At 71.6% G+C, this 6000-nt stretch carries 5 protein-coding genes; 1 reads left to right on the forward strand and 4 read right to left on the reverse strand.

The window, feature by feature from the left end; all coding sequences use genetic code 11:
* Nucleotides 1-39: 39 nt before the first annotated feature.
* Nucleotides 40-270, forward strand: coding sequence for a DUF4287 domain-containing protein (locus ABZ848_RS42450; RefSeq protein WP_242765788.1), 231 nt, complete (start codon nucleotides 40-42; stop codon nucleotides 268-270).
* Nucleotides 271-365: 95 nt separating this feature from the next.
* On the opposite strand, the gene ABZ848_RS42455 is transcribed toward ABZ848_RS42450, so the two are convergent.
* From ABZ848_RS42455 to ABZ848_RS42470, 4 genes are all read right to left on the reverse strand, one after another.
* A complete protein-coding gene (locus tag ABZ848_RS42455; RefSeq protein WP_360840761.1) occupies nucleotides 366-1253 on the reverse strand; it encodes a Bax inhibitor-1/YccA family protein in 888 nt (295 codons plus the stop codon).
* A 146-nt stretch (nucleotides 1254-1399) separates the two neighbouring features.
* Entirely contained in the window at nucleotides 1400-2575 is a 1176-nt protein-coding gene (locus tag ABZ848_RS42460; RefSeq protein ID WP_360840762.1) for a 4-hydroxybenzoate 3-monooxygenase, read from the reverse strand.
* Nucleotides 2576-2728: 153 nt separating this feature from the next.
* Nucleotides 2729-3400, reverse strand: coding sequence for a hypothetical protein (locus ABZ848_RS42465; protein ID WP_360840763.1), 672 nt, complete (start codon nucleotides 3398-3400; stop codon nucleotides 2729-2731).
* Nucleotides 3401-3858: 458 nt separating this feature from the next.
* Complete coding sequence (locus tag ABZ848_RS42470; RefSeq protein WP_360840764.1) at nucleotides 3859-5763, reverse strand: hypothetical protein; 1905 nt, start codon at nucleotides 5761-5763, stop codon at nucleotides 3859-3861.
* Nucleotides 5764-6000 lie beyond the last annotated feature (237 nt).

Consider the following 6000-nt stretch of genomic DNA (forward strand, 5'->3'; position numbering starts at 1 on the left):
GAAGGACCGGCTTACATCCCCTTTTCGCTGGAGGCGCCGATGTCCCACGTCCTCTCCGAGGAGACCCACCGCAACATGCTCGCCCGCATTCCCCACTGCACCGGTCGTGAAGTCGCCGACTGGCTGCGCACCGTCGAAGAAGGCCCCGCCCTCTTCCGCTTCGAGGAAAAGGTCAGCTGGCTCCGCCACGAGCACAACCTCGCGTACGGCCACGCGAAGGCGATCGTCCACGAATACGACCTGAGGAGGGCCGCGCGCAAACTGCTCTAGCGCGCACCAAGACATGCCGAAGGGCCCCGGGTGAGCTGTACCCATATGCGGCTACCGCCGCGTGCCCGGGGCCCTTCGCGACAGCGGCTGGACCGCTAGTCGTTGCTGTTGAGGATCGCGATGATCCGCAGGAACTCCAGGTAGATCCACACCAGCGTCAGCGTGAGGCCGAAGGCCGCCAGCCACGCCTCCTGCTTCGGCGCGCCGTAGGCGATGCCGTCCTCGACCTGCTTGAAGTCCAGGGCGAGGAAGCAGGCGCCGAGGATGATGCCGACGACGCCGAAGAAGATGCCGAGCGGGCCGCTGCGGAAGCCGAGGCCGTCACCGCCGCCGAAGACCGCGAACAGCATGTTCACGACCATCAGCAGGATGAAGCCGAGCGCGGCCGCCATCACGAAGCCGTAGAAGCGGCGGTTGACCCGGATCCAGCCCGCCTTGTAGGCGACCAGGACACCGGCGAAGACCGCCATCGTGCCGAGCACGGCCTGCATGGCCGCGCCGCTCGCGATGCGGTTGTCGACGATGCTGGACAGGACGCCCAGGAAGACGCCCTCGAACGCGGCGTACGACAGGATCAGCGCCGGCGTGGCCGTGCGCTTGAAGGACTGGACGAACGCCAGGACCATGCCGATCAGCGCGGCGACGACGGCGATGCCGTAGGACCGGTTGATGTTGGCGTCGTCGACCGGCAGCAGCGCCCAGGCGAGCGCGGCCGTGACGACCAGGGTGCCGAGCGTGGAGGCCGTGCGCAGGACGACGTCGTCCATGGTCATCCGGCCGGTGGTGGCCGGGGCCTGCGGCGGGGCGCCCTGCTGGAGGCCCTGCTGCGCGTACGGGTTGTTCGCGTAGGGATTGCCGCCCGCGTACGGGTTGGCCTGCGTTCCGACAGCGGGACCCCCGGCCTGCGGCGCGGTGTTGAAGCCCGCGTAGCCGTTGTCGCGGCTGAACCCCCGTCGCGAGAAGACCGGGTTTCTGCTCCTCATTTCACTCCTCCATGGCCACACGTCGCGGCCTTGGCTCAAGAGTAATAGGTAGGCAAAGGATTGACCCTAGTGCTTGGGGAGGATCTTTCCCTCGTCGTGCTGCGCAACACGCTACGCGGGCCGGTGATTCCCCTCACCACGGCCCCTCAATCGAACGCGAAGCCCGTGTATCCCTCGGCGAGATCGGTCTCGGCCGCGCGGGAGGTCGCGATCCGGTCGAGGCGGGCGAGCTGGAGCCGCGCGTCGAAGGGGGTCGCCTCGGGCGCCGGGTGCAGCATCGTCGTCATGTCGTACGAGAACCGCTCGGCCTGCCAGACGCGGCGCAGGCAGGTCGCGGAGTAGGCGTCGAGCAGCTCGTCCGATCCGGTGTCCTTCTTGTACGTCAGTGCCTTCGCGAAGGTGACGACGTCCCCGACGGCCAGATTGAGCCCCTTCGCGCCGGTCGGCGGGACGATGTGCGCGGCGTCGCCGGCCAGGTACAGCCGGCCGTGGCGCATGGGCTCGTGGACGTAGGACCGCATGGGCGTCACCGACTTCTGCGTGATCGGCCCGCGCTCCAGCCGCCACCCGTCCTCGGTCTCGAAGCGCCGCTCCAGCTCGTCCCAGATCTCCTCGTCGCTCCAGGACTCGGCGTCCGTGCCCTCGGGGACCTGGAGGTAGAGGCGGGAGACGGACGGGGAGCGCATGGAGAGGAGGGCGAAGCCGCGCTCGTGGCGGGCGTAGACCAGCTCGTCGTGCGAGGGCGGCACGTCGGCGAGGATGCCGAGCCAGCCGAAGGGGTACGTCCGCTCGAAGACGCGGGTCAGTTCGGCGGGGATCGCCTTGCGGGCGACGCCCCAGAAGCCGTCGCAGCCGACGACGTGGTCGCAGGTGAGGGTCTGCTCGCGGCCCTCGTGCCGGAACCGGATGCTCGGGCTGTCGGTGTCGGCGCCCTCGACGGCCAGCGCCTCGGCCTCGAACAGCAACGGGCCGCCCTCCTTCAACTGGAGGGCGATGAGGTCCTTGCAGACCTCGGTCTGCGCGTACACCATCACGGACCGGCCGCCGGTGAGGGCGGGGAAGTCGACGCGGTGCCTCTTCCTCTCGTACCGCAGCTCGATGCCGTCGTGCCGGAGGCCCTCGCGGTCCATGCGCTCGCCGGCGCCGGCCGCGCGCAGCACGTCCACCGTGCCCTGCTCCAGGATCCCGGCGCGCTGGCGCTGCTCGACGTAGGCGCGGTCGCGGCTTTCGAGGACGACCGAGTCGATGCCGGCGTTGTGCAGCAGCCGGGCGAGGAGGAGGCCGGCGGGGCCGGCGCCGATGATGCCGACGGTGGTGCGCATCTCGCATCCTTTGTTCGTCCAGTGAAATTTACTTCACCAACTACTTCCGGTGGTGAGTCTGCGCCCGGCTCCACTCCGTGTCAATGGCCCGGTGGCCGGCCGCGGGCCCGTGGGAGACGGGTGCGGCGGCCGGCCACCGGTGCGGTCACTTGGTCACTTGGCCGGGGGCCAGCCGTCCATGTGCCGGTGCACCGCGACGTCCGGCTTGTCCTCGCCCTTGGGGGCCTTCGCGGCGGCGTCGTGCAGGATGCCGGTGACCTCGGCGGCCAGGGCGTCGACCTTCGTCCTGAGGTCGGCGGCGGGCAGCTTGGAGCGGCTGAGCGCGTCCAGCCTGCGGTGGACGTCCGCGAGGTGCCGCTTGGCGGTGGCGTCGAGGGTCAGCGGCCTGGGGGTGGAGACCACGAACTGGTAGGCCCCGGCGAGGGTCTGACAGCCCGTGCACTCCTTGTTGACGGCGTCGCTGAGGTTCACCGCGTTCAGGTGCGTGTGCTCACCGGCGATCGTCACGATCTGGAAGGACAGCGCGACCGAGCGGCAGGCGTCGTCGGCCGTGCAGCCCGTGGAGACCGCGTTGGCCTGGTTGCGGGCCGAGGCGGCGTTCACCGTGCCGAACTGCCGGATCGTGAACGAGTCCTTGGCCTGGGTGTGGTGCAGCCGGTCGGCGTGGCTGAAGACATGGTCCGAGGCGAAGGCGGCGTGCCCGGTCGCGGCCTGGGCCGGCACGGCGGTCGCCGCCCCGGCGACACCGGCGGCGAACAGCCCGAGCCCGAGGGCACGCCGGGTCAGCGGATTGTGGGCTGCTCGTGGTTTTCGATGACTGCTCAACGGAGCTCCTTGGTGGTGGGTCTGGATTCGGTTACCGGGTGGCGGATGGCGGGGGCGCAGTGCCGGGTGCCGGGGGTACGACACCTGAAGTGCGCCGACGGGGGGACGCCCGGCGTGGTTGGCCGGTGTGTCCGGCGCGGCCGGCTGGTGCCCCGGTGCGTCCGGCATGGCCGACCGGTGCGCTGGCGCGGCTGGCCGGTGCCGCCGACGCGGACCGCCGATGCGCCGGCGCCTCATCCCCTCAGCCAGCCGGGGACGTCCGCCCCGGACCGGCAGACGGAACGCGCCGTCCTTCTCAACAGGCCCCCGGTGACCGGCTGGCTGGTGGTCAGGTGGCTCCCGACCACCGGCCGGCTGGTGGCCAGGTGGCTCCCGACCGCCGTTCGGTCCGCCCTCAGGAGCCCGCCGGCCGGCTTGTCGGCCGCCTTGGGGCGCCGCCGGCCGACCCCGCCGCCCCCTCAGGACGCCCCCGGCGACTGGCTGGCCGGCGGTGATGAGGGCACGTCGGAGGGGGATGCCGGGGCGCTCTCCGAGGGTGTCGGGGAGGTTGGGGTGTCGGTCGGGTCGCCTCCGGTGCCGGACGAGGAGGTCGGACCGTCCGACGGGCCCTGGGAGGCCGGCTTGGTCGTGCCGTCGGTCGGGTGGGACGACTCCGGTGCGGACGCAGGCGCGGAGGCCGAGGCGGACGTACTCCCCGAGGCCTTGTCCGAAGGACCGTCGGACGGTCCGGAGGCGCCAGGGGACGCCGACGGCGAGGCGGAGGCGGTGCCAGGGGCGGACGGGTCCTGCGAGGAGCCGTCGCCGACCTGCGTGGCGTCCTGTGGGCCGGGGGCCTCGGTCGACACCCCCGGTTGCAGGATCGGCGCGATGGGCGGCTGCTTCGGCAGGGGCTGCGGGGTCATTCCGGACACCCACGCGTAGCTGAGACCGGTCAGGCCGGCCAGGGCGAGCGCGCAGAGGGCGATCCGCAGTTTCGGGCGGCCGGACGTGGTGCGTTTCGCGGCGCGGAAGAGTCGGCCGCTCATCTTCACCGAGAGGTACACGACGCCCGCCATCGGGCACATCAGCATGATGCTGCCGATCACCCCGACGAGCCCGGCGACGATCTGCCCCTCCGTGAACGCCCACCAGGTGCCGACGAGTTGCTCGGTCAGCGAGCGGGTCATGGTGGTGAGGATCCGCGGCAGGTTCCACAGGGCGTAGCCCAGTTCCCCGGCCAGCAGCGGCACCATGGTCAGCACCCACGTGGCGACGATGCGCCGCGCCGACTTCTTGAGGCCGGCCACCTCCTTGCGGGCCGCCTTCCCCTTCGCACCCGGCACCAGCGCGAGCAGGATCGGCTTGATCTTGCCGTACAGGTCGGGCACGCCCGCCAGGTCGCCCAGGATGTAGTAGCCGTCCAGCCGGACGGCCGGCATCAGCTGCTCCAGGATCTCGAAGTGCCCGAGGTAGACCGCGGCCAGGAAGAACTGGGCGCCGGTGGCGAAGTAGGCCGCGGCCATGGCGAGCATGAAGACGACGTTGAAGTACACCCCGCCCAGGTCGGTGCGGATGCGCCCGCCCCGGCCGATCCGGTAGACGTCGGTGACGTCGGTGTACATCGACGGCCAGATCAGGAACAGCCCGCAGCCGATGCAGCCCGGCCGGGCCCCGCCGTACCTGCACGCGGAGGCGTGGCCGAACTCGTGGAAGACGAGCGAGGCCACGGTGAGCCCGAAGACGATCAGGATCAGCACCGGCTGGTCGAGCACCTGGAGGACCGGCTCGATCGCCCCGAAGAACCCGAACAGCCAGACGTCCATGGCCACCGCGCCGAGCAGCACGGACGCGACCACGACCGGCCGGTGCAGCCAGCTGAACGTCTTCGCGATCCGTGCCGTGCGCTTCTCGTTGAAGATGACCCGGTGCCCCTTGAGGGCGAGCAGCAGGTCGGAACGCGGGGCGTCGACCTCGTCGCTCTCCTGCCCCTCGGGGACCGTCACCCCGAGCGGCTGGAGCTTCTTCTCCACCAGGTAGCGGATGTTGTCGCCGCTGACCTCCCGGCCGAACCGCGCGCTGACGCGGTAGGCGATGGTCTCGACGTCCCGGACGCCGTCGATGCTCGACGCCACGAGATACAGCAGCCGGGACAGCTGCACGACCTGCCCGTCCCCCCGGCGGGCGATGTACTTGGGCTCGGTGAAGCCCGAGCCCTGGTATTCACCGTGCAGCTTGAGCCCCGCGCTCAGCCGCGGCACCAGCGACGGCTCGACGACCGGCAGGCTGCCGGTGGCGACCTGCGCGTAGGTCACCGGCCAGCCGCCGGGTCCGGGCACCGGCCCGGTGTCGTAGAGCGTCGCGGGCCCGTTCCCGAGCACTGTCATGTGTGGTCTCCCCCCACGTGTCCCCCATGTCCGCGCGTGTCCCCCGTGACCGCGCCGCGTTCCCCCCGGATCGCGGCGGGCCCTCTCCGCAAAGAGGCCCGGCAAGCACCGCGGGGGGGGGGGGGGGGGGGGGGGGGGGGGGGGCGGCGGCCCCCCCCCCCCCCCCCCCCGGCGGGGGGGGGGCGAGCGGGGTGGATGATTAGGAGAGCGGAGCACGCAAGACACGCGGGGGTGGGG

This window comes from Streptomyces sp. NPDC047081 (genome assembly GCF_040643775.1).
In the GTDB taxonomy this organism is placed as follows: domain Bacteria; phylum Actinomycetota; class Actinomycetes; order Streptomycetales; family Streptomycetaceae; genus Streptomyces.

What these genes read in the sequence shown, in the direction of transcription:
- ABZ848_RS42450 (WP_242765788.1), top strand. Translation starts at nt 40, where the DNA reads ATGTCCCACGTCCTCTCCGAGGAGACCCACCGCAACATGCTCGCCCGC.
- ABZ848_RS42455 (WP_360840761.1), bottom strand. Translation starts at nt 1,253, where the DNA reads ATGAGGAGCAGAAACCCGGTCTTCTCGCGACGGGGGTTCAGCCGCGAC.
- ABZ848_RS42460 (WP_360840762.1), bottom strand. Translation starts at nt 2,575, where the DNA reads ATGCGCACCACCGTCGGCATCATCGGCGCCGGCCCCGCCGGCCTCCTC.
- ABZ848_RS42470 (WP_360840764.1), bottom strand. Translation starts at nt 5,763, where the DNA reads ATGACAGTGCTCGGGAACGGGCCCGCGACGCTCTACGACACCGGGCCG.